General features: G+C 72.2%; 16 protein-coding genes. 3 read left to right on the forward strand and 13 right to left on the reverse strand.

What is annotated here, in order from left to right; translation table 11 throughout:
* Positions 1-45: 45 nt before the first annotated feature.
* Together ACWEOZ_RS28985 and ACWEOZ_RS28990 are read right to left on the reverse strand one after the other, a co-directional pair.
* On the reverse strand, positions 46-2,013 hold the full coding sequence (locus ACWEOZ_RS28985) for a right-handed parallel beta-helix repeat-containing protein (RefSeq protein ID WP_451913827.1): 1,968 nt from the start codon (positions 2,011-2,013) through the stop codon (positions 46-48).
* Between the two features lie 614 nt (positions 2,014-2,627).
* Positions 2,628-3,545 (reverse strand): YihY/virulence factor BrkB family protein, encoded by a 918-nt coding sequence (locus ACWEOZ_RS28990; RefSeq protein ID WP_451913828.1) that lies wholly within the window; start codon positions 3,543-3,545, stop codon positions 2,628-2,630.
* 99 nt (positions 3,546-3,644) lie between these two features.
* Between ACWEOZ_RS28990 and ACWEOZ_RS28995 the strand changes: the two genes are divergently transcribed.
* A complete protein-coding gene (locus tag ACWEOZ_RS28995; RefSeq protein ID WP_451913829.1) occupies positions 3,645-5,054 on the forward strand; it encodes an NADP-dependent succinic semialdehyde dehydrogenase in 1,410 nt (469 codons plus the stop codon).
* 57 nt (positions 5,055-5,111) lie between these two features.
* Here the strand turns inward: ACWEOZ_RS28995 and ACWEOZ_RS29000 are convergent, their stop codons facing one another.
* Both ACWEOZ_RS29000 and ACWEOZ_RS29005 read right to left on the reverse strand, forming a co-directional pair.
* On the reverse strand, positions 5,112-5,756 hold the full coding sequence (locus ACWEOZ_RS29000; RefSeq protein WP_451913830.1) for an alpha/beta fold hydrolase: 645 nt from the start codon (positions 5,754-5,756) through the stop codon (positions 5,112-5,114).
* A 107-nt stretch (positions 5,757-5,863) separates the two neighbouring features.
* A complete protein-coding gene (locus tag ACWEOZ_RS29005) occupies positions 5,864-6,262 on the reverse strand; it encodes a hypothetical protein (RefSeq protein WP_451913831.1) in 399 nt (132 codons plus the stop codon).
* A 118-nt stretch (positions 6,263-6,380) separates the two neighbouring features.
* Between ACWEOZ_RS29005 and ACWEOZ_RS29010 the strand changes: the two genes are divergently transcribed.
* A complete protein-coding gene (locus tag ACWEOZ_RS29010; RefSeq protein WP_451913832.1) occupies positions 6,381-8,327 on the forward strand; it encodes a glycoside hydrolase family 9 protein in 1,947 nt (648 codons plus the stop codon).
* 13 nt (positions 8,328-8,340) lie between these two features.
* Here the strand turns inward: ACWEOZ_RS29010 and ACWEOZ_RS29015 are convergent, their stop codons facing one another.
* The 7 genes from ACWEOZ_RS29015 to ACWEOZ_RS29045 form a co-directional block, all read right to left on the reverse strand.
* A complete protein-coding gene (locus tag ACWEOZ_RS29015) occupies positions 8,341-9,930 on the reverse strand; it encodes a methyl-accepting chemotaxis protein (protein ID WP_451913833.1) in 1,590 nt (529 codons plus the stop codon).
* A 106-nt stretch (positions 9,931-10,036) separates the two neighbouring features.
* The gene (locus tag ACWEOZ_RS29020; protein ID WP_451913834.1) at positions 10,037-10,399 is read right to left on the reverse strand and encodes a hypothetical protein; all 363 of its coding nucleotides are present in this window, start codon (positions 10,397-10,399) and stop codon (positions 10,037-10,039) included.
* Positions 10,400-10,462: 63 nt separating this feature from the next.
* The gene (locus tag ACWEOZ_RS29025; RefSeq protein WP_451913835.1) at positions 10,463-11,425 is read right to left on the reverse strand and encodes a threonine ammonia-lyase; all 963 of its coding nucleotides are present in this window, start codon (positions 11,423-11,425) and stop codon (positions 10,463-10,465) included.
* Between the two features lie 94 nt (positions 11,426-11,519).
* Positions 11,520-11,798, reverse strand: a complete 279-nt coding sequence (locus ACWEOZ_RS29030; protein ID WP_360831096.1) for a DUF4190 domain-containing protein — start codon at positions 11,796-11,798, stop codon at positions 11,520-11,522.
* On the reverse strand, positions 11,780-12,688 hold the full coding sequence (locus ACWEOZ_RS29035; protein WP_451913836.1) for an enoyl-CoA hydratase/isomerase family protein: 909 nt from the start codon (positions 12,686-12,688) through the stop codon (positions 11,780-11,782). The genes ACWEOZ_RS29030 and ACWEOZ_RS29035 overlap by 19 nt, the downstream gene beginning before the upstream one ends.
* Positions 12,689-12,769: 81 nt before the next feature.
* Complete coding sequence (locus tag ACWEOZ_RS29040) at positions 12,770-13,378, reverse strand: TetR/AcrR family transcriptional regulator (RefSeq protein WP_451913837.1); 609 nt, start codon at positions 13,376-13,378, stop codon at positions 12,770-12,772.
* 48 nt (positions 13,379-13,426) lie between these two features.
* The gene (locus ACWEOZ_RS29045) at positions 13,427-13,897 is read right to left on the reverse strand and encodes a nuclear transport factor 2 family protein (RefSeq protein WP_451913838.1); all 471 of its coding nucleotides are present in this window, start codon (positions 13,895-13,897) and stop codon (positions 13,427-13,429) included.
* 127 nt (positions 13,898-14,024) lie between these two features.
* On the opposite strand from ACWEOZ_RS29045, the gene ACWEOZ_RS29050 reads away from it, so the two are divergent.
* The gene (locus ACWEOZ_RS29050) at positions 14,025-15,230 is read left to right on the forward strand and encodes a helix-turn-helix domain-containing protein (RefSeq protein ID WP_451913839.1); all 1,206 of its coding nucleotides are present in this window, start codon (positions 14,025-14,027) and stop codon (positions 15,228-15,230) included.
* Between the two features lie 16 nt (positions 15,231-15,246).
* Here the strand turns inward: ACWEOZ_RS29050 and ACWEOZ_RS29055 are convergent, their stop codons facing one another.
* Complete coding sequence (locus tag ACWEOZ_RS29055) at positions 15,247-15,765, reverse strand: DUF4188 domain-containing protein (RefSeq protein ID WP_451913840.1); 519 nt, start codon at positions 15,763-15,765, stop codon at positions 15,247-15,249.
* A gap of 307 nt (positions 15,766-16,072) precedes the next feature.
* Entirely contained in the window at positions 16,073-19,414 is a 3,342-nt protein-coding gene (locus ACWEOZ_RS29060) for a TIR domain-containing protein (protein WP_451913841.1), read from the reverse strand.
* Between the last annotated feature and the right edge of the window lie 94 nt (positions 19,415-19,508).

Genomic DNA, 19,508 nt, shown 5'->3' on the forward strand with positions numbered 1-19,508 from the left:
GAGCGCGCCCCCCCCCCCGCGGCCCCGCCCCGCCGATTCATGACGTCACCAGACCCGTACGCGGGAATCGCCCGAGGTCAGCGCGGCGACCGGACCGGCCGCCGCGGTCTCGCCGGGGTTGCGCCGCTGCCCGGTCAGGTCCACGTCGATGACCGCCGGGCTGCCGTCCGGCTCCTCGAAGTCCGCGTCGGCGAAGCGGACGCGCGGCAGGTCACGGCCGCCGACCGGACCGATGCGGGCCTCGTCGAACCCGGCCGGGAAGGTCGTCTGCAGGTAGACCGCGTCGCCCTCCTCGACGACCGACACGGTCGCGTCGCCGAGCACCTGCGGGTCGGTCTCCGCGGCGAACGGCCGGGCGCCGGCGGCGTAGACGTTGTTGCGGGCGTAGACCGCCTGGAGCACGTCGAGGTAGCGCTGGTGGTCGCCCGGGGGCTGCGCCTGGATGCGGGCGATGTACTCCTCGAAGGACGCCGGGTAGTCGTCGTAGCCCGCGAGGCCGTAGCCCGGCTCGCTTCCGCCCTGGCCGCCGTCGCCGTACGCCTCGGCGGTGTCGCCGCCCAGGAAGACGTTGCCGATGTAGCGGTCGTCGCCGCCCCGGATGAACGCGTAGCCGGCGACCTGGGTGCTGTGCGGCCGGTGGTACGGCGTGGCCCGGTCCATCACGGCCTCGAGGCGCAGCGTCCCGGCGAACAGGTTGCCGACGAAGGCGCCGCCCTGGCTGAACGACTCGAACGACGCGCGCGAGCCGAACAGGTTGTGGTCGACCAGGTAGGGGCCGTGGCTGACCTCGACGAACAGGTCCCGGTTGTTGCGGTAGTAGACGTTGCGGGTGACCCGGGTGCCCTGGGTCTCCCAGTCCAGCCAGGTGCCCATCGAGCAGTCGTGGATGCGGTTGTGCCGGATCACCACGTCGATGGCCGCGTGCAGCTTGATGCCGCCGATCTCGTAGCCGTAGAACTCGCGCTTGAGCGCGATGTTGTAGATGTGGTTGTCCTCGATGGTGGAGAACACGCAGCCCAGGTGGCCGACGATGCCGTTCTGCCCGCAGTCGTAGATGGTGTTGCGGCGCACGATGTGCGAGCCGATGTGCTCGCGGTCCCAGCCGATCTGGCGCGCGGCGAACACCGACTCGAGCTGGTACTGGTAGCCGGGCTTGTCGCCGCGCTCGGTGGCGTAGTTGTGCCCGGTGGACGCCTCCTTGCCGAGCGAGATCGCCGAGCACTTGGCGTCGTGGATGACGTTGTCCTCGATGATCCAGCCCTTGGCCCAGTTCGGGCCGATCAGGCCGGGCTGGTCCGCGGTCGGCGGGGTCCACGGCGACGCGGCCTGGGCCAGCTCGAAGCCGCGTACGGTGATGTAGTCCACGTGCGGGACGAGCGGGTGGAACACCGACCGGCGAACGTTGATCTCGACCAGTTCGGTGTTCGGGTCGGCGCCCTGGAAGTTGGCCCAGATGGTGGTGTGCTCGGCGCCCACCTCGGCGTACCAGACCAGCCGGGTCTGCTCCGGGTCCCGGACCTGGTCGGCCAGGCCGGTCCAGTGGTCCACCACCTCGGTGCGCAGCGGCGGGTCGTCGAGCTCGGCGCGGTCGCCGGCCTCGTAGAAGCTGCGGCCGTTGAGGTAGACGTCACCGAGGTGCTTGGGCGGCGCACCCTCGGGATAGACGATCCAGTCGCCGGCGACCTCCTCGGCGAACGGGTTGAACCCGCCGAACAGCGCGTTCGGCACCTCGGCCCGCCACACGGTGCCGGAGTCGGGCACCCAGCCGGTGACCCGCTCCGAGCCCTTGATGACCACGTGCTCGCCGTCGGCCGCGGTGTAGGTGATCCGGCGGGTGTCGCTCAGGCCGCCACGCGGTGGCGCGACCCACTCCCGGTATTCGCCGCCGTGCACGACAACCGTGTCGCCCGGGCGGGCCGCGGCCGCTGCCCGGTTGATCGTGCGGAACGGCTGCTTCTCCGAGCCGTCGGCGTCGTCGGAACCACTGGTCGCCACATGCAGGACGAAGGTCATTGTCGGCAGAGCCCTTCTGGCGTCCGGCCCCCAGGAGCCGTCGGCGGACGAGACCACGCCAACGTAATAGCGTGAAACATTCGGTGTCAACGCCGAAACATTCCGATAGTTTGCTGGTTACTTTCGGCCTTGGGCGGGCCGCCGGACCGCCCGAGGTCACACGGTCCGACAGAATCTGTAGTCGGCGCCACTATGACGTCGGCGTGCTTGCATCATGCAGCGGTGTGGGTCCCGGATCCCCCGAGGGGGTTCTCGCAGCGACCCCGTCCCTGAGGACACCTGCCATGACCGGCGCACACCCGACGGATCCCACCGACGCCTTCCACGAGAGCAGTCTCCTCCCGTTCGGCGAGACCCACATCGACGGCCTGTTGCGCGAGCTGGCCGAGCTGGCCAAGCGCACCGTCCCCGGCACGGCGGAGGTCTCCGTGACCCTCAGCCGGGGCCAGGGCGCGCATACCGCTGCGTTCACCGGCGGCCTGACGCTCGACCTGGACGAAAGACAGTACGAGCAGGGCCACGGACCGTGCCTCGACGCCCTCGCCTCGGGCGAGACACTCGGCCGCCGGGGCGCTCAACCTCTACGCCACCGAGCCGCAAGCGCTCGACGAGCCTCAGCCCGGCGGGTCCTCATCCGGGATCTCGTCGCTGTCGCCCTCGGCGGCGAGGTCGGCCGGGCGCCCGGCGGTGCTGGTCGCCGTCAGCGCGGCGGCGAAGAGCACCAGCTGGTTGACCGCGTTGAGGAAGACCAGCAGCCCCACCGAGCCGGCGACCAGGTGGTACGTCGGATTGGCCGCGGTGTTCTGCACGTACAGGCGACCGATGGTCTTGAGCAGTTCCAGCCCGGCCGCCGCCAGCAGCGCCGGCCCGAGCACCCGGCGCACCGGCATCCGTAGGCGGGGCAGCCCGGTCAGCATGCCGGCCGCCAGCACCGTGTTCACCGCGAGGCCGATCAGCAGTCCGACCGTGGCCAGCACCCACCGCGACGGGGTGGCCGCCGTGTCCGCCGCGTCGACCGCCCGGTTCGCCAGGGTCGTCGTCACGTACGCCACCGACAGCGACGCGGCCAGCAGCACCCCCAGCCCGACCAGCACGAGCAGGTCGAGGAGCACCCGAACGACCAGCTTGCCGGGATATTCGGGCAGGTCCCAGATCTTGCGGATGGAGGACCGCAGCACGTCGACCCAGAACCAGCCCGTGATCGGCAACCCGATGAACGCGACGACCCCCGCGGTGTTGCGGGCGTTGCGCCACGTCTGCACGTCGACCGTGGGCAGGTTCTCCGCCGCGTAACGCTCCACCGCGCGCAGCACCGCCGGGTCGTCCAGGACGAACCCGAAGACGGCGAAACCGAGCAGGCCCAGCGAGAAGGTGGCGAAGAACGCGTAGTAGGTCACGGCCGCGGCCAGGCGGCCGCCGTCGGCCTCGTCGTACCGCAGCCCGGCCCGGACGAGGTGGTCCAGCCAGCCGACACGGTGACGCAGCCGGCGCCACGCCACTGCGACCAACCGCGGGAAGCGTCGATCCGTCACGCGGCACCGTTACCCCGCCGGCCCCGCCGCTACGCCCGGCGGCGGTTAGCAGAACCGCAGCCGGGTAGGCCCTGGGGCAGACCTGAAGGGGGTGCGACCATGCCGATCGCGACGATCAACCCGGTCACGGGTGAAGTGCTCAAGAATTTCGACGCGCTCACGGAGGAGCAGATCGATGTCGCCATCGGCCGGTCGCTGACCGGCTTCCACGAACTGCGGCGAACCACCTTCGCCCAGCGGGCCGCCTGGATGACCGCGGCCGCCGACCTGCTCGACGCCGACCGCGACGACGTCGCCGCCCTGATGACGCTCGAGATGGGCAAGACCTTCGCGGCGGCCAAGGCCGAGGTGGCCAAGTGCGCCACCGCCTGCCGCTACTACGCCGAGCACGCCGAGCGTTTCCTGGCCGACGAGCCGGCCGAGGCGTCCGAGGTCGGGGCCGTCCGCGCGTACGCCCGGTACCAGCCGCTGGGGCCGGTGCTGGCGGTGATGCCGTGGAACTTCCCGCTGTGGCAGGCGATGCGGTTCGCCGCGCCGGCCCTGATGGCCGGCAACACCGGGCTGCTCAAGCACGCGTCCAACGTCCCGCAGACCGCCCTCCACCTGGGTGAGCTCTTCACCCGGGCCGGCTTCCCGGCCGGGGCCTTCCAGACCTTGCTGGTCGGCTCCGACGCGGTGGAGCGCATTCTCACCGATCCCCGGGTACGGGCGGCCACGCTGACCGGCAGTGAAGGCGCCGGACGGTCGATCGCCGCCATCGCCGGGCGCGAGCTGAAGAAGACCGTGCTGGAGCTGGGCGGCAGTGACCCGTACGTCGTCCTGCCGACCGCCGACCTGGACCGGGCCGCCGAGGTCGCCGCCACCGCCCGCTGCCAGAACAACGGCCAGTCGTGCATCGCCGCGAAACGCTTCATCGTGCACACCGACGTCTACGACCAGTTCGTCGACGCGTTCGTGGGGCACATGTCGGCCCTGACCGTGGGCGACCCGATGAAGGACACCACCGACGTCGGGCCGCTGGCCACCGAGCAGGGCCGCAAGGACGCCGAGGAGCAGGTCGCCGACGCGGTCGGCAAGGGAGCGACGGTACGGTGCGGCGGCCGCGCCCCGGAAGGTGCCGGCTGGTGGTACCCGCCGACCGTGGTCACCGACCTCACGCCGGACATGCGCATGTACGCCGAGGAGGTGTTCGCGCCGGTGGCCGGGGTGTACCGGGCCGCCTCCATCGACGAGGCGATCGAGCTGGCCAACGCGACTTCGTACGGCCTCGGGGCGAACGCCTGGACCGCCGACCCGGACGAGCAGCAGCGGCTGATCACCGAGCTGGAGGCGGGCGCGGTGTTCATCAACGGGATGGTGACCTCGTACCCGCAGCTGCCGTTCGGCGGCGTCAAGAACTCCGGGTACGGCCGGGAGCTGTCGTCGGCCGGCATCCGCGAGTTCTGCAACCTCAAGGCGGTCTGGGTCGGCGAAGGCGACAAGGCCGACGTGGACGCGGCCACCGAGTGACGGGGCAACTGTGCGACGCGCGTGTGCCAGGTGATCGCGACAGGTGGACCCCTGGATTCAGTGCAGGGTGCGTAGTAGGTCCGCGAAGCTGGCCGCGTCACAGAGGTGCGGGAACCGTCCGCCCAGCCGCCCCTGGGCACCCAGGCTCAGGGGCGTGGTGTCCGGCCGCGGCTCGCTGTGCGAGGGCGGGCTGAACCAGGACCGGTAGCCGGCGAGCAGCGCGTCGTCGTGCCGGGCGACGGCGAACTGCCGGTAGAGTTCCGGTACGCCGCTCAGATCGCCCGCGGCCAGCTCCCGCGCGGTCCCGGGCGGCTCGGCCGGCGTGTCCTGGAAGGTGAGCACCGCCTGGGTGGCGTACGCGGCGGCGAACGTCTCGGCCAGGCGGGCCGACTCGGCGTGCCCGACGATCACCGGGGCCCGGTGCAGGGCCAGGCCGTTGATCAGGACGGCCAGGTCTTCGGCCAGCTGGGTGACGTCGTAGTCGTCGCGGGCCGCGGAGTCGCCGTGGCCCGGCAGGTCGACGGCGACGGCGGCGCAGCTGTCGCCGAGTTCGGCGGCGACCGGCCACCACATGGTGCGGTCGTAGAACAATCCGTGCAGCAACACGACCGGCCGGCCGAAGCGGCCCCAGCGGTCGTAGACGAGCCGGTTCTTCGGAGTTCCGTAGGCGTGGGTGGTGCGGCGAGGCGGTTGCGGGTGCACAGGGAATCGTCTTCCTGGGGGGCTGCGGGACACGAAACAGACGCCGCCGGCGCGACAGCCGGTGAACGCGATGGCGTGCAGTGGTGCGGTGAGCAGGGAAGAGGCTGCTATACCCGCAGAACGCCCAGCTGACTCAGCGTCGCGTCGCGCGCGGCGGCGCCGGTGTGCGACCCGCGCAGATCCGGGCACAGGGCCGGCGCATCCACGGCGACCGTGGCGACCAGGGTGGCGTCCGAGGCCGGACGGGCGCGCGGTGACAAGTAGGCGGTCCAGTTGTCGCCGTGCTCGTGCTGGTGGGCGGGGGTGTCGCCGGTGTGCGCGTGCGGGAGGCACGCGAGGTCCGCAGCGGTGAGCCGCTCCCCCGCGCCGGCATCGTGACCGTGATGGGCGCTACCCGCGGAGAACAGCAGGCCCGCGGCGAGCAGCAGCAGGACGAGGACCGCGCCGGCCATCCGCATCGGCCGGGCAGGGCCGGGCCGGAGCATCCGGAACGGGTACGCGGCCATCCTCGTAGTTAACCAGCCGTGGCGGTCGGCCGCCCGTCGGGAGCAGTCCGCCGTCCCGGACGAGCGACGGACACCGGGTCCGGATCATGCGCTCCGGGCTGGCCCATACTCGGCCTCCGTGACCCGATCAGTGCCCGGCACCCGCCGCCGCTTCGTGGCGATGCTGCTGACAGCCGCCCTGGGCGTGGTCGCGTGTGACGGTCCGGCCGAACCCCGCGTGACGCCGCCCACCAGCCCGGCCGTGCCGCCACCTGGTCCGGTCGCCGTGCTGCCGGAGCAGGACGCGGTGCTGCGGCTCGATCAGCTCGGCTACGGCATCGACGAAGCCAAGACAGCGACCCTGCTGGCACCGCGCGACGCCGGTGGCGCCCACGCCACCGTCATCGACACCGCCGGCCGGACCGTGCTGTCCCCGAGGATCGGCGACGGCCGGGGCGAGTGGAACGCAAGGTTCCCGGCGGTCCACGCCATCGATCTCACCGCACTGACCCGGCCCGGCACGTACCGGCTCCGGGTGCAGGGCCCGGTCACCGCCGAGTCCCCTGCGTTCCGGGTCGCTCCCCCCGCTGAGCTGTTCGGTCCGCTCGTGGCCAACTCGCTCGCGTACTTCCAAGCTCATCGCGACGGCGCCGATCAGGTCGCGGGCGCCTGGCGGCGTACGCCGGCGCACCTGGCCGACCGGGAGGCCACCGTCTACGCCGACCCCCGCTACGACGAGGACGGCCGGATGATCGCGGCGCTGGAGCCCACCGGCGGTCCAGTGGACGTCGAAGGCGGCTGGTACGACGCGGGCGACTACCTCAAGTTCACCCACACCAGCGCGTACGCCCTGGTCGCGATGCTGTTGGTGCAGCGCGACGGGCCGGCCCCGGCGGGCCTGGCCGAGGAGACCCGGCACGGCATCGACTGGCTGGACAAGATGTGGGACGAGCGCACCCGTACGCTCTACACCCAGGTCGGGATCGGCAGCGGCGTCGCCGCGGATTTCCTCGGCGACCATGACACCTGGCGGCTGCCGCAGGCCGACGACCAGCTCGCTGTCGAGCCGGGCGACGCGCGTTACTACCAGCGTTACCGGCCGGTGTTCCGGGCTGCCGCACCGGGCGCGCAGCTCAGTCCCAATCTGGCCGGCCGGGTGGCCGCCGCCTTCGCGCTGGCCGCCCAGGTCGAGGCGGCCTCCGATCCGGCCCGGGCCCGCCGCCACCTCGCCGCGGCGGCGCAGATCTTCGACCAGGCCGCCACCTCCGAGGTCGGTGACCTGGTCACGGCTCAGCCGCACAGCTTCTATCCCGAGGACAGCTGGGCCGACGACCTCGCCACCGGTGGGAGCGAGCTGGCCCGGGCCGGCATCCTGCTGCGGGATCCGCGGTTCCGGGACTGGACCCTGCGGGCGGCGCGCTGGGCCGAGGTCAATGCCGGCACCGGCCGGACCGACGCCCTGAACGTCTACGACCTCAGCGCGGTCGCCGACGCCGAGCTGAGCCACGTGCTGACCGCCACGCCGGTCACCGGGGCAGCGATCAGTCCCGACGAGTTGCGGCAGGACCTGCGCAAGCGCCTCGACGCCGGGGTACGGGCGGCCGGCGTCAACCTCTTCGGAGCCGCCGCCGGCAACGGTGGCTACGACTACGCCTCCCGCCAGCTCGGCTACGTCGCCACCGCGGCGCTCTACCGCGACCTCACCGGGGACGACCGCTACGCCGCATTCGGCACGGCCCAGCGCGGGGTCGCGCTGGGCGCCAACGCCTGGGGTACGTCGCTGGTGGTCGCCGCGGGTACGACGTATCCCCGGTGCCCGCACGACCAGATCGCCGGCCTCACCACCGGCTCCCCCGCCCCCGGCATGACGGGAGCGGTCGTCAACGGCCCCAACAAGGCCGAGCGGATCCACGAACTGATCGAGACCGGCCGGGACAGCGCGTGCGCCACCGAGGGCTTCGCCGCCTACGACCGCGACGACGTCCACTACACCGACGACGAGCAGGTGTCGGCCACCACCGAACCGTCGATCGACTTCACCGCGACCGGCATGCTGGCCTTCGCGCTGACCGCCCGCGGGCTCTGACCGGCGAACGGCGTCAGGAGGCCAGCTTGAACTGACCGATCACCGACCGCAGGCTGGCCGCGGTGACGGCCAGCTCCTGGGCCGCCTGCTGGGTCTGGGACGCCGACAGGGTGGCCTGCTGCGACGTGGTCGTCACCGCGGTGACGCGCTCGGCGATGTCGCCCGTGCGGCCGGCCGCGCGTGACACCCGGTGGCCGATCTCCTGGGCGGACGCCGACTGCTGCTCGACGGCGGCGGCGATGCCCTGCTGGATGTCGGCGATCTCGTTGATCGTCGAGGAGATTCCGCTGATCGCGGCGGCGGCGTCGGTGCTGTCGGCCTGCAACGCGGCGATCTGCCGGGCGATGTCCTCGGTCGCCTTGGCCGTCTCACTGGCCAGGTCCTTGACCTCGCCCGCCACCACGGCGAAGCCCTTGCCCAGTTCGCCGGCCCGGGCCGCTTCGATGGTGGCGTTCAGCGCGAGCAGGTTGGTCTGCTCGGCGATCGCCGCGATCACCTTGGCGACCTGGCCGATCTGCGCGCTGGAGCCGGACAGCTTCACCACGGTCTGATTGGCGCCTTCGGCGGCGGTGACGGCGTTGGCGACGATCGTGGTCGCGGAAGTGGCGTTGCCGGCGATCTCCGAGATGGCCGACCGCATCTCCTCGGTACCGGTCGCGATCGCCTGGACATCCTCGCTGACCTGGGTGGCACTGTCAGCCGCGGAGGTGGCCTCGACGGAGGCCCGCTGCGCGCCGGCGGAGACCTGCTGACTGACCTCGGTCAGCGCCTGCGCCGACTCGGCCAGCGTGGTGGCGTTGCGGGAGATGTCGGTGATGGCCTGGCCGACCCGGTCGACGGTGGTGTTCAGGGCCGTACCCATCTCGCCGAGGTCGTCGTCGGTCCGCACCGTCAGCCGATGCCGGAAGTCACCGGCAGCCACCCGCTCGAGCAGCGCCTTGGTGGCCGCCACGGGCGCCGCGATCAACCTGGCGATGAACCAGATGACGACGCCGACCAGCAGAGCGGACAGCAGCGTCACCCCGGTCAGCACCAGCGTGGTGCGGCTGCTGCCGTCGTGGGCGGCCACCACGTCGGCGGCCGAGATCTCGGCGAGGAGCGTCTTGAGGGCGTCGCTGCCGGCGTCCAGGTCGTCCCAGTGCTCCTGCGCGGTGTCGAAGGCGGCCTGCGGCAGCACGCCGGACACCTGCGCCAACTGGGCCGCATCGCTGAGCACCGGCCCGATCGTCGGCAGGTACGCGGCGACCGAGGCGTCGATCTCGGCGTCCAGGTCGACGTCGGTCAACATCGCCTGCTGTTCCTTCAGCTCACCGGCGTGCTCGGTGAGCTGGTCGATCACCTCGGCCCGCCGGTCGGCGGACACGTCCTGCGTCAGGATCGCCGCGTCGGCGAGCACCACCGAGGCGGTGTGCTGGGAGTCGATCGTCGTGGCCAGCGCCTCGGCGACCCGGAAAGCCCGGTCGGCCCGGTCACTGGCCGATCGGGCCTGGGTGAAGCCGATCGTCCCGACAGCCAGCGACGCGGCGATGGACAGCGCCCCGATGGCGGCGAGGCGGCGTGCGACGGTCCACTTCAAGGCGCTGTCCTTGTCGTCTGCGGGCATGATCAAATGGTCCGGCGGCCGATGCATTCTGACGGTCTCACGGCGTCGGCTGCGTTGTGCGCGGAACGCGGAAGAACGCTGTGGCGGAGGCTGACGTGCAGGGTCACTACAGGTAGACATCGACGAGGAAGGCCGCGAGGCCGGACCCGAGCGCCACCCCTGCGACACGCCGGCCGGGTCCCGCGGCCAGCGGCCCGAGACCCAGCGCGAGCGCGGTGACGGCCGTCGCGAAGACGCCGCCGCCGGTGTCCTGCCAGGAAGCGGGCAGCAGGGTCACAGGCGCATCGACGAAGAAGGTGCCGGCATGGGTCGCACGCAGCACCGCGTTCCAGGCGACGGGGCCCGCGAATGCGCCGAGGGCGGCGATGACGATCACCGGCAGGCGTCGCGGCCGGAACAGGGCGGTCAGCCCGGCCGCCGCCACGGCCGAAAGAACAGCACCGTGGACGATGGTCGACCAGGCCAGCATGGGTTCCTCCGGTGTCAACGGTGACCACGGTCACAGTAGCGGAACGCCGGCCCGACACCTTTCCTATCTGCGCACCCAGCGCGCGTGGGCGTCCAGGTCGACGTTGCCGCCGCAGATGATCGTGGCGACGTGGCGGCCGGCGAAGCGGTCGCGGTCCTCCAGGATCGCGGCGACGCCCAGGGCGGCGGAGGGTTCGACGACCAGGCCCGCGTGGTGCAGCAGCATCCGCAGGCCGGCGACGATCGACGCCTCGTGCACCAACACCGCGTCGTCGGCCACCGCGAGCAGGTCGTCCAGGACCTCCGGGATGGGGAACCGGCCGGCGACCCCGTCGGCGATGGTGTCGGTCGAGTCGGTGGTGACGACCCGGCGCTGCTGCCAGGAGCGGGTCATCGCCGGTGCGCCGTACGGCTGCACGCAGATCACCTCGACGTCCGGTGACAGTGTCTTGAGGACGTAGCCCACGCCGGTGGCCATCGCGCCGCCGCCCAGAGCGATCAGGACGGTGTCGACCGATGAGCCCGCCTCGGCCAGTTCCAGGCCGATGGTCGCCGCGCCCTCGCAGGTCTCGAGGTCGAGGCTGTCCTCGACCAGCCTGATGCGACGCTCGCGCGCGACGTCCCGGGCCCGTTCCCGGGCGGTCTCGAAGTCGCCGTCGGTCAGCAGCAACTCCGCGCCCAGGGCGCGGATGCGATCCAGTTTCGCGGTGGGCGCCCGGCGGGTCGCGACGACGGTGACGTCCAGGCCACGGCGACGACCGGACCAGGCGAGTGCCTGGCCGAGGTTGCCGGCGCTGGCGCACACCACGGCCGTACGACCCTGGCCGGTCAGCAGGCCGGCCACGAGTTCCGTCCCCCGGGCCTTGAAGCAGCGCACCGGGTTCGCCGTCTCCAGCTTGATGCTCACCGTGCAGCCGAGCTCGCGGCCCAGGGCGTCGCACTCGTACAGCGGGGTGTCGAGGAAGATCGGGTTGATCTCCCGGCGAGCCGCGCGGACCCGGGCGAGATCCAGTCGCGTCGTGACCATGCCGTCAACGTACCGCGTACCGCAACGACCTCGGCGTTGATCACGGCCGGCCAGGTTGCGGCCGGCGGTGATCAACGCCGAGGGGCCGAGCCGGTCACGCCGTGGTCTGGGAAGCCGCCAGGATGAAGACGAAGACGACCCAGAGCACGGACAGCACGGTGAAGACGATGCCGAGCCAGAAGCCCGCCTTGGCCAGGCCGGCGCCCTGCTCGCCGGTCTGCCGGATCTGCCGCTTGGCCACGGCGCCGAACACGATGCCCAGGGGCGCGAAGATGAAGGCGAAGACCAGGGCGAGGATCGCCATCACGTTGGTGCCGGCCACCGCTCCGCCGGCGTGCTGCTGGGTCGGGGAATTCATCGGCTGCGCTTCCATGGTCCCTCCTCATTGTCCAATGCGGACAACGGCTTACCCACCACCGGCGATTCTGAAGCGGGATTCTTCAACAGCTCCCCGATCGCGGAACCGAGGTGTGTCTCGACACCCCCGGGCTGCTGCAGTCCTTTGTCGAGCAACAGCCGGACGAACGGCCGGTGCTCCGGCCGTCCGGCGGTCGCGAAGTACGCGGCCAGCCCCGCCGCCAGCTCCTCGTCGGCCGGCAGCGTGGCCCGGTCGACCAGCTCCTTGATGCCGGTGACGGCCACCTTGTCGAAGGCCGCGATCCGCCGGGCGAACGCGTCGGTGACAGCTTCGATGTCGGCGTCCGGGACGAGCCGGTTCACGTAGCCGTACTCGGCGGCGGTCCGGGCGGAGATGTCCTCGCCACCGAGCAGGATCTCCAGGGCCCGGCCGCGGCCGGCCAACCGGCCCAGCCGGGCCATCGGCCCGCCGCCCGGGACGGCGCCGACACCGATCTCGAACTGGCCCAGGACCGCCTGCTCGGACGCGAAGCGGATGTCGGTGGCGAGCACGAACTCGCTGCCCGCGCCGCGGGTGCGGCCCCGGATCTCGGAGATCGTGGCCACCGGCACCCGGCTCAGCCGCACGAAGTTGTCCAGGTAGGGGTGCAGGCCGGTGGGTCCGGGCGGCATCCGGGCCACCCGGGCGCTGTCGGCCAGGAAGTCCCAGTGGGCCATGAAGTAGCCCGGCCGGTCGCTGCGGAAGACGACGACCGTGAGATCCGGGTCGTTCTCGATGCGCCCGATGAGGGCGCCGAGCTGCTCGACGGTGTCGGGGTCCAGGAGGTTGACCGGGCCGTTGTCGAAGGTCACCCGCCAGTAGGACGGTGACACCTTGTTGACGTGGAACTGCTCCGCGGTGCTCATGCGATGAGCCTTGCGCCCTCAGCCACCGGGTCGCACCAGGGAAAAGCCCTGGCCACCGGCGGCCCCAGGGGTACCGACCGCTCAGTCCACCAGCGCCAGGGACGACAGGATCATCTCCCGCGCCATCCGGACTGTGGCCGCCGAGGCCGCCGGATCGCGGCCGAGGCGTTCCGCGCCCGCGCGCATGACGCCGGACAACAGCTCCACCGCCAGGGGTACGTCGCCGACCTCGCGGAATTCGCCGCGGGCGATGCCGTCCCGTACGACGTTCTCCACCTCGACCACGATCGCGTGGAACGGGCTGCCCGGCCCCTTCGGCGCCGCGGCGTCCGGCGGGCCGGAGCCCGGCCGGAACATCATCTGCAGGGCCGGGTCCGTGAACGCTTCCAGCACCGCCTCGATGATCTCCCGCAGCCGCTCCGGGGCCGGCTCCGCGGATCGGGCGGCGATCGCCGTCACCCGCTCGACCGTCGGCCGGCCGGCCCGCTCGGTCAGCGCCAGGACCAGCGCACCCTTGTCGGCGGCGTAGTTGTAGAGCGTGTTGCGCGCGAGGCCGGCCCGGGCCGCGATGTGGCCCATGGTGATCGAGTCGTAGTCGCGTTCGAGCAGCAGCTGCCGGGTCGCCCCGGCGAGTTCGGCCCACACCATCTCGTGGTGCTCGTCGATGCTGGCTCCCCGGATCCGCGGCATCCGCTCATCCTCCCCCACCCGGGCGTTCCCATCGTCGCGGGCGCGCCCTTACTGCCGGCCCGCCTGCCCGGCAGCCACGGCGATCCCGGCCAGCTGCGGATTCTCCTGGTGGGCGGCGGTCAGCTTGACGCGGCTCAGCCGCCAGCCGTCCGGCGTGCGGACCGCCTCGTTGTCGTAGAAGCCGGCCACCAGCCAGCGGTCGGGCCCGTCCCCGGCCAGCTCCGCCGGGAGCCAGTGCTCGGCACGGACGTGGGCGTGGATCGTCGCGCGGTCGCCGTCGAGGGCGATCACGTGGCCGGTGATGGCGTGGTGAGTCGCCGTGAACGACGCGAAGGAGGCCTGGAGGTTCCCAACGTAGTCCTGCAGCGGCACGGTCATCGGCGGAATGCCGGCGACGGACTCGAAGTCGATCGTGAGCGGGTCGGTGAAGACGAGGCGGGGGCGCTCAGCGAAGTCCTTCAGGTCGGCGATGTCGGCATAGCGGCTCAGCAGTTCGATGAGTTCGGCACGATCAGTCATGGAAACCCCCAGGCAGTTTTGGCGACAACCTGTCGTAAAGATTACGACAGGTTGTCGTGAAAGGCAAGCAGTCGCGCTGGTACACGCATGGACCACCCCCGGGAGCGGCGCGACTACCGTCGCCCCTATGACCCTCCGACGGATCGCCGACCCCGCGGTCGGCGAGCAGATCCGCGCCCGCCGCCTGCTTCGTGGGTGGAGTGTCCGGTACGCCGCCAGCAGGGCCGGTGTCTCGCACGCCACCTGGAGCCGGATCGAACGGGGGCTGCAGACGGCCGACAACCGGTTCATGCTGGCGGACATCGCCGGCGCGCTGGACTGTGCCCCGGCCGATCTGGCCGGCACCGGCGTGCCCGCACTCGACCGGGCCACCGCGTCCGCCCGGGCCGGGGTGTTCGACCTGCGCCGGGCCCTGGTCGACATCGACCTGACCGAGCCACCCGCCCGGCCCGCGCCGCCGGTGGCCGAGCTGCGCCGCAGCGTCGCCCTGGCCGACGCCCTGCACCAGGCGTGCGACTACGCCGGCGCCTCCCGCCTGCTCCCGGACCTGCTGCGTGACCTGCACACCGAGACGGCCGGCCCGGACCAGCTCGAGGCGCTGCGACTGCTGTGCGACGCGACCCACATCGCGTCCACGGTGCTGCGCGGTCTCGGGTATCCGGCGGACGCCTGGCTGGCCGCGGAGCGGTGCCGCGACGCGGCGAACGCGACCCGTGACCCGGTGCTGCGGGGACACGCGGCGTACGCGCTGGCCCGGGCGGCCACCGCCTGCGGTTCGTACCAGCGAGGCCAGACCCTCGCCGAGCGGGCCGTGGACGACCTGGGCCGGCATCTTGGGCTGCCCGGCGGACCGGAGGTGCTCGGCTCCCTCCACCTGGTCGCCGCCCTGGCCAGCCGGTGCCGGCAGCGGCTCGACGACAGCCGGGACTGGCTGGTCGAGGCGGCCGGGCTGGCCCGCCGCACCGGCGAGACGAACACGATGGGCATGTTCTTCGGACCCACCAACGTGGACATCTGGCGGATGAGCATCGAGGCCGGCGACGGCGACCCGGTCCGGGTGGTGGAGATCGCCCGGCGCACCGACCCGCGGGCGATCCCGGCCGGCGTCCGGCAGGTCTTCTACTACGCCGACACCGCCCGGGCGCTGACCCGCATCGGCGGGCAGGATCGCGAAGCCGTCCGCTTCCTGCTCACCGCGGAACGGATCGCGCCGCAGCACGTGCGCACGTCGGCCGAGGTCGCCGAAACCCTCCGGGTGCTGCTCGACCGCTCCCGCCGCCAGGCCGGCGGCACCGAGCTGCGCGCCCTGTACGAGCGCATGCAGACCGGCTGACGGTTTCCGCCGGCCGTCAGCGCCCTTCGGCCCACCAGCGCGCATCGCGGACCTGGCGCCACGCCCCGAAGCCGGTCGGCGGCATGTTGCCGTACATCCCGTGATGCGAACCCGCGGCGGAGATCAGCATCTCGTGCCAGACGCCGACGGAGTCACTCGACCCGTAATGCCACCAGTACCGGCGCTGAGCCGGGCGGTGCGGTTTCGCCGCGTCGCTCGCGAAGCGGTGCAGGTCCTCCGGCCGGCGCCAGTACTGGACCAGCATCGCCTGCCGGGGACCGGGCCCGAACAGCAGCCGATAGCCCAGCAGGCCCCCGTCGGGGGCGCTGGTCAGCTCGCGCAGCATGCCGGGCATCGCCAGCAACAGCGGCAGCCAGTGCCGGATCCCGCGCCACCGGTTGATCCTGATCCCGAGCAGGAAGACCACCATCGGCTCGGCATTGCCGGCCACCACCTTCCCGGGCCGGACAGCATCCGTACGGCGGTCCCGCGACCACTCCGGCCGGCGCAACAACCGGACAGCGTCGATCAGCACGGAAGGCACTCCGATCAGTGGGTTCCCTCGGCGCGAAAGCCCGGGCTGAGGCAAATCCGACGTTAGGGCGAGACACCAGCGATCAACACCCCAACGGCGCAAAGCCGACCGAACAACCCGTACGGCGTGCACCAACGCGCACGGGGCCGCGCTTGCGCCGCACCACCGGCGTCAAGGATCGGACACCCGACCGACCGCCGGCGACGTGCCCGTCACGATGGACTGGTCCCGCCGAGGAGCTGCTCACGCTCACCGTCGAGACCAGGCCGCACTTCGAGGCCCACCGGCCGCCGTGCTTGTGGAGCTATCAGCATGTGCTCTCAAAGGGGATCTCGGGGATGTAGCGGGCCCATTCGTCGGCGTTGAGGCCGCGACCGCTGATGGCGCACGCCTGCCGGGCCGGGTCGGCCGCGACGTCCTTCGGCACCGTGGTGTCCCAGAGCGTCACGGCGGTGCTCGGGTCGCCGTACGTGCCGCCCGCGGCCAGGGTGCGGCCGTCCGGGCTCAGCGCCGTGTAGAAGCTCTGCAGTCCGGGAGTTTTCATCGTGGCGTACCGGATCGGGGTGGCCGGGTCGGCGATGTCCCACAGCATGATGGCATCGTCCAGACTGGCCGTGGCCAGCGTGCGCCCGTCCGGGGTGAACGCCAGCGAGAGGATCTCGTTGGTGTGGCCGATCAGCGTCGCGATGCGGCTGGGCGCGGACGGGTCGGCCACGTCCCAGAGCATCGCCGCCGCCTCGTTGTCCGTGCCGGCGGCCAGGGTGCGGCCGTCCGGGCTGAACGCGAGTGCGTTGGCGGTGTAGCCGACGAATTCGGAGAGGGCGATCGAGGTGAGCCGCTCCGGGGCGGAACGGTCGGCCAGGTCCCACAGGGACACGTTGTAGCCCTCGGCGACGGCCATCGTGAGCCCGTCCGGGCTGAACGTGATGGCCGTCAACGTCTTGCGCAGGGCGCGCGTGGCCAGCAGCACGGGTTTCCGGCGGTCGGTCAGGTCGTACAGCGACGTCTTGCCGTCGCGGCGCCCGATGGCCACGGTACGGCCGTCCGGGCTGAACGCCACCGCGTACACGAGGTCGCCTTCCTCGGTGATCGTGGACAGCTGGACCGGCGCGGCCGGACGGGCCATGTCGAACAGCGTCACCGTCTTGTCCGCGCCGGTGGCCGCCAGCGTATGGCCGTCCCGGCTGAGCGTGATCGCCTCGACCTTGCCGGTGCTCAGCGGCACGCCGTCCCGCCGCACGGGACGGGCCGGCTCGGTCAGGTCCCACGGCACGGCGGTTCCCTGGTGGCCGGCGACCAGCAGCGAGCGGCCGTCCGCCCCGTACGTCAGGCCCACGATGCTGCCCGGGTACGGCCCGGGCAGCTCGGCGATCGCGTCGCGGGCGAAGCGGCCCCGGGTGTTCCAGAGTGTCGCCGTCCGGCGGTCGCCGACCGTGATCAGCGTGCGGGCGTCCTGGCTGAAGGACATCGACTCGACCGGGCCGCCGCGGGCGGTCACGGTGGCCACCTGCGTCGGCAGCCACGGCCAACCGTCATTCTGGTCGACCGTCCACAGCGTGGTCGACCCGTCCGAGTCACCCAGGGCCAGCATGCCTCCGTCCGGGCTGAACCTCATCGTGCTCAGGTGAGCCTCACCGGAGGCCGCCACCTGTGAGGAGCCGCGGCGGGGCCGGGCCGGGTCCGTCAGGTCCCAGAGCCGCAGGTAGTCGCCGTACTCCTCGACGGCCACCACCGGCAGCTTCGGGTTGAACTCGACGGCGGCGTCGACGACCGGGTCGCCCCAGAGCTGGGTGAGCTCAGCCCCGCGGACCGGGTGGGCCGGATCGGTCAGATCCCAGACGGTGACCGCGGTGCCGCTGGTCACTCCGGTGCGCCCGTCCGGGCTGAACCTCAGGGGGTACGCCCCCGGCAGCGTGCCGAGCGTCGAGGGAGTCGCCGGGGCGAGGTCCCAGAGAACGGTGTTCTTGTCGCGGTTGCTCGTGGCGACGGTGTGCCCGTCCGGGCTGAACGTGACGGCCACGATTCCCGCGGCGTCGGTCAGGGCCGCCTTCCGTACCGGATGGGCGGGGTCGGTCACGTCCCACAGCACCGCCTGGGGGCTGCCGTCGCAGACGGCCAGGATCCGCCCGTCCGCGCTGCTCATCAGCGTCTTGTCCGCTGTCGCGCCGGCCGGCAGCGGGCCGATCCGGACCGGCTTGGCCGGGTCCGCCGTCTTCCACAGCGTCACCGTCCCGCCGGGCCCGGCGACGGCGACCACCTGGCCGGCGACCGACACGGCATCAACCGCGTCGGCCAGGGCGCCGGCGTAGTGCGTCGACATGGCGAGGTGGCTGAGCTCCTCGAGGGTCTGGTCGTCGGTGTGCAGGCGCTGCGCGGCCACGCCGAGCATGAGGGCCTTCTTCGGGTCGTCCGTGATCATGGCACGGGCCCGGCCCATCAACCGCCGGTTGATCACCATGCGCTGCTGCAGGGCCATCTCCTCGCGCTGGCGGCGGGCGTCCTCGGCGGCGTCCCGGGCGATCTTCTCCTGCTTGATGCGCTCCTCGTTGGCCTTCCGGGCCAGCTCCTGGTAGTGCCGGGCCAGCTTCTCCTGCTTCTTCGCGCGGGCCGTCGACTGCTTCGCCAGCTCCTCCTGCCGCCGCGCGTTGGCCAGCTGGTGCTCGGCGTTCTCCCGCTGGCGCGCCGCGTCCTCGGAGGCGTCCTGCGCCGCCGCCCGCTGCCGTTCCGCGTTGGCCTTCTGCCGGTCGGCGTTGGCCCGGTACCGCTCGGCGTTGGCCTGCTCGCGCTTCGCTTCGGCGGCGGCGTCCTCGGCCAGCGCCTGCTGCTCCTCGGCGAGGTGCGCCTGCCGTTCGGTCTCGGCCACCGCGTCCTGCGCCTTCACCTCCTGCACCCGGGCGTTCTCCTGCTGGCGCAGCGACTCCTCCGTGGCCCGTTCGGCCGTGCCGCGCTGCTCGGTCGCCACCCGCTGCTGCCGGACGGCCTCCGCCGCGGCGGCGTTGGCCCGGCCGGCGTTGCGCGTGGCGACGACGCCGGCCAGCGACGCGAGCAGGGTGAGCAGCACCAGCGTCGCCACCGCGACGACCGACAACCGCCGGGCCCGCCGGTGGTACCGGACGTCCTCGCCCTCGAGCTCGTCCTTGCTCACCCCGTGCATCGGGGCGGCCAGCTGGGCGATCGCGTCGCGGAAGCGGATGTGCTGCAGGCTCAGGTGTACGTCGTCACGAGCCCAGCGCAGGTCCAGATACAGCGGTTCCTCGCTGAACACACCGCGCAGCGCAGCCGGCACCGCCGTGGAATCGGCGGCGAAGTCCCGGGCGTCGGCGTCCCAGCGCCACTCGCCGTCGGTGACCACCGGGAGGATGCGGTCCGGTGACTTCGTCGCCACCCAGTGCTCGATCTCCCGGTTCACCCACGGTGAGCAGGCCGCCTCGGGCGAGGCCAGCAGCACGAAGTACTTGGAGCCGTCCAGGGCCTGCTGGATGGAGCTCCACAGCGCGGGCGTCACGGCCAGCCCGGTCTGGTCCCGGAAGATCCACAGTGCGCGGCGCCGGTGCCACGGCTTGGCCAGCCGGTGCAGACCACGCTGGACCGCGGGGGCGAGACGCCCGTCGGCGGCATGGCTGTAGGAGATGAACCCGTCGAACGGCATGACTGTCCCCGTGATCTGTTCGATTGACGGAGACCGATTCTGCACGTCACCGGCGTACCGGTAAAGCGGACGGGCCGGGCGTCCTCGGACGCCC

Source organism: Actinoplanes sp. NPDC004185, from assembly GCF_053603475.1.

Coding starts and splice junctions, on each gene's coding strand:
- ACWEOZ_RS29060 (WP_451913841.1), bottom strand. CDS start 19,414: ATGCCGTTCGACGGGTTCATCTCCTACAGCCATGCCGCCGACGGGCGT.
- ACWEOZ_RS29005 (WP_451913831.1), bottom strand. CDS start 6,262: ATGGCCGCGTACCCGTTCCGGATGCTCCGGCCCGGCCCTGCCCGGCCG.
- ACWEOZ_RS29050 (WP_451913839.1), top strand. CDS start 14,025: ATGACCCTCCGACGGATCGCCGACCCCGCGGTCGGCGAGCAGATCCGC.
- ACWEOZ_RS29015 (WP_451913833.1), bottom strand. CDS start 9,930: ATGCCCGCAGACGACAAGGACAGCGCCTTGAAGTGGACCGTCGCACGC.
- ACWEOZ_RS29045 (WP_451913838.1), bottom strand. CDS start 13,897: ATGACTGATCGTGCCGAACTCATCGAACTGCTGAGCCGCTATGCCGAC.
- ACWEOZ_RS29025 (WP_451913835.1), bottom strand. CDS start 11,425: ATGGTCACGACGCGACTGGATCTCGCCCGGGTCCGCGCGGCTCGCCGG.
- ACWEOZ_RS29040 (WP_451913837.1), bottom strand. CDS start 13,378: ATGCCGCGGATCCGGGGAGCCAGCATCGACGAGCACCACGAGATGGTG.
- ACWEOZ_RS29035 (WP_451913836.1), bottom strand. CDS start 12,688: ATGAGCACCGCGGAGCAGTTCCACGTCAACAAGGTGTCACCGTCCTAC.
- ACWEOZ_RS29030 (WP_360831096.1), bottom strand. CDS start 11,798: ATGGAAGCGCAGCCGATGAATTCCCCGACCCAGCAGCACGCCGGCGGA.
- ACWEOZ_RS28985 (WP_451913827.1), bottom strand. CDS start 2,013: ATGACCTTCGTCCTGCATGTGGCGACCAGTGGTTCCGACGACGCCGAC.
- ACWEOZ_RS29020 (WP_451913834.1), bottom strand. CDS start 10,399: ATGCTGGCCTGGTCGACCATCGTCCACGGTGCTGTTCTTTCGGCCGTG.
- ACWEOZ_RS28995 (WP_451913829.1), top strand. CDS start 3,645: ATGCCGATCGCGACGATCAACCCGGTCACGGGTGAAGTGCTCAAGAAT.